Annotated in this window: 3 protein-coding genes; all 3 read right to left on the bottom strand. The window is 64.5% G+C overall.

Going from position 1 to position 2,696, the window contains the following annotated elements:
• Positions 1-109 precede the first annotated feature (109 nt).
• Positions 110-1,786, bottom strand: coding sequence for an IS66 family transposase (gene tnpC, locus SRAH_RS11410; RefSeq protein ID WP_029463466.1), 1,677 nt, complete (start codon positions 1,784-1,786; stop codon positions 110-112).
• 92 nt (positions 1,787-1,878) lie between these two features.
• Complete coding sequence (gene tnpB, locus SRAH_RS11405) at positions 1,879-2,211, bottom strand: IS66 family insertion sequence element accessory protein TnpB (protein WP_029463465.1); 333 nt, start codon at positions 2,209-2,211, stop codon at positions 1,879-1,881.
• Positions 2,208-2,618: an IS66-like element accessory protein TnpA gene (tnpA, locus tag SRAH_RS11400; protein WP_029463464.1), complete on the bottom strand. Its 411-nt coding sequence runs from the start codon at positions 2,616-2,618 to the stop codon at positions 2,208-2,210. Before tnpA ends, tnpB begins: the two co-directional genes overlap by 4 nt.
• Positions 2,619-2,696 lie beyond the last annotated feature (78 nt).

Here is a 2,696-nt window from a genome sequence, read left to right as displayed (position 1 = left end):
GTAACCGTCCCGCCAACCCACCTTGCCAGCAGCCTACGGGTCTGACAAGATAGCGCCCACGCGTCCACGCCGAGTGACGCGGACACCCCCATCCCTCATGAGCCCGATTTCATCCCGATGCCGCCGCCAGCGGCTGCCACTTGTGCGGCAGCAGCTCCTCAATCGCACGGGCCTTGTGCGTGGGCAGGCGCTCGAGCACGTCTTTCAGATAGGCGTAGGGATCGAGCCCATTGAGGCGCGCGCTCTGGATCAGCGACTGAACGGCGGCCGCGCGCTGGCCGGCGCGCTCGGAGCCGGCAAAGAGCCAATTGCTGCGCCCCAGCGCGATCGGCCGGATCAGGTTCTCGATGTGGTTGTTGTCAATCGGCACCGCCCCATCGTGCAGGAAGCGGCTCAACCCCTGCCAGCGCTTCAAGCTGTAATCCATCGCCCGGGCCGTGGCCGAGTTGGCCGTCAGCTTCGTGCGCTGCAGCAGCATCCACTGGTGCCAGGCATCCATGATGGTCTGACTGCTGCCCTGACGCACACGCAGCCGCTCCTCGCAGGTGCAATCCTTGAGCAAGCGCTCCACCTCGTAGAGCCGACCAATGAACTCCAGCGCCGTGGCCGCCAGCGGGCTTTGGCTGGCGGCGTGCAAGTCAAAGAACTTGCGCCGCGCATGCGCCATGCAGCCCGCCTCCGTCACCCCTTGGGCAAACAGCGCCTTGTAGGCCGCGTAATCGTCACACACCAGCGTACCCTGCCAGCCATCCAGAAAGGCGCGCACATGCTGTCCGCCGCGGCTGGTGCAAAAGTCAAAGACCACCGCCTGCACCTCTGCAAACGGCCCCGTGGCATAAGCCCACAAATAGGATCGATGCGTCTTGCCTTGGCCGGGGACCAGCATCTGCACCGGGGTTTCATCGGCATGCACCACATCAGCGCCTTTGATCAGGTCTGCCAGCGCATCAGCCAGCGGCTGCAGCGCCACGCCGCAGCGCCCCACCCAGGCCGACAGCGTCGAGCGCGGGATGGCCACACCGGCGCGGGCATAAATGTCCTCCTGGCGGTACAGCGGCAGGTGATCGGCGTATTTGCCCACCAGCACATCGGCCAGCAAGGCCGCCGTGGGGATGCCCTTGTCGATCACGTGCGCGGGTGCTGGTGCCTGGATCAGGGTCTGGCAGCAGCGGCAGGCCCACTTGCCCCGCACATGGCGCTGCACGGTAAAGACGCCGGGCGTGTAGTCCAGCTTCTCGGCCACATCCTCGCCCACGCGCTGCAACTCGGTCCCGCAGCCGCAGACGGTAGCGGCCGGCTCATGCTCGATGACGGTGCGCGGCAAATGCGGCGCCAGGGCTGCGCGCTTGGGAGTGGATTTGGGGCTGTGGTGCTCGGGCACAGACCCAGACTCAGACCCAGTCACATCCGCTTGCGGCGCTGCGCGCAGCGCTTCGAGCTCGGCCTCGATGGCCGCCAAGTCGGCGTCCAGGTCTGCACCCCAGAGGCTGGCCTGCTCGGGGCCGCCCTCGCGCGCCAGCCGCTCGCTGGTGGCGGCAAACTTCATGCGGCGCAGCAGCGCAATTTCGTGGGTAAGCTGCTCGATGCGGGCCTGGCGCCAGTTCAACTCTTGGTCTTTGGCGGCGAGCAATTGCTGGGCCGAATGAATCGCCGCGTCTTTGGCTGCGACCAATTGCCGGGCCGAATGAATCATCGCGTCTTTGTCGCTCAATTGCGATAGCAATTGGGCAGCCAACCCCTGCAATTCGGCGCGGCTCATTTGCGGCAATTGGGCAACATTCAGCATGGGTTGAATTATACCTCGATACTGGTGCGACAGGTTGAATTGATTGAATATTTAAACAATCAAACCAGCTCGACTGCATGAGCAATACCGCCTCAATGCAAATGAATGACCCCGGCGTCCTGCATCGATTGCCAGGGCAGCCCGAGCACCAAGGCTTGCAATTGGGCGGGGTTCAATTCCAGGCGCTGGCCTGCACCGCGCTGCCAGTGAAAGCTGCCTTGGTGCAGGCGGCGCGTGGCCAGCCACAGGCCGATGCCGTCGTGCACCAGCACCTTCAGGCGGTTGGCGCGTTTGTTGGCAAAGAGGTAGGCGTGGTGTGGGCGGGCAGCGCCAAAGACATGGATGACTTGGGCCATGGCGGTGTCGGCTCCGGCGCGCATGTCCAGCGGCTGCACCGCCAGCCAGATGGTGTCGATGCGGATCATGACAGGATCAGCTTGAGCAGGGCCGCACACTGGGCATGCTGGTGGGCCGGCAGGCTCAGCGTGGCTTGCAGATCACCACGGCTCAGGTGCAGCTGCATGCGGTCTGGGTCTGGTGTGCCCAGAGCAGCTGGGCGCAAGGCAGCCGGTGTACTCGCCGAAACAGGGCTCGTCAGCGGCACGAAGCCCACACAGGCATCTGGCGTTGCCTCCATACCGCTTTGGGCTTGTCGGTGTTCGCTGATCCAGCGGCGCAGCAGGTTGGCGTTGAGGCCATTGGCCAAGGCGATGGCAGCGGTGGAGAGGCCGGGCTGGTTGCAGGCCGCCACCACGCGGGCTTTGAAGGCCTGGGAGTAACGGCCGCGTTTGCGGCCTGCGGCGGGCAGTTGAATATCGGAAGCAGTGTGCATGTGTCCACCAAAAATGAAGTGGACACGATGGTCTCAGGATGATCGGCTGTCTGCAAGATGGGTTGGCGGGACGCTTAC

It is taken from the genome of Serpentinimonas barnesii (assembly GCF_000696225.1).
Classification (GTDB): domain Bacteria; phylum Pseudomonadota; class Gammaproteobacteria; order Burkholderiales; family Burkholderiaceae_C; genus Serpentinimonas; species Serpentinimonas barnesii.
This window is presented reverse-complemented; position numbering and strand designations above follow the sequence as displayed.

Excerpts from the sequence above, each read along its gene's own strand:
- tnpA (WP_029463464.1), bottom strand. The coding sequence starts at position 2,618 with ATGCACACTGCTTCCGATATTCAACTGCCCGCCGCAGGCCGCAAACGC.
- tnpC (WP_029463466.1), bottom strand. The coding sequence starts at position 1,786 with ATGCTGAATGTTGCCCAATTGCCGCAAATGAGCCGCGCCGAATTGCAG.
- tnpB (WP_029463465.1), bottom strand. The coding sequence starts at position 2,211 with ATGATCCGCATCGACACCATCTGGCTGGCGGTGCAGCCGCTGGACATG.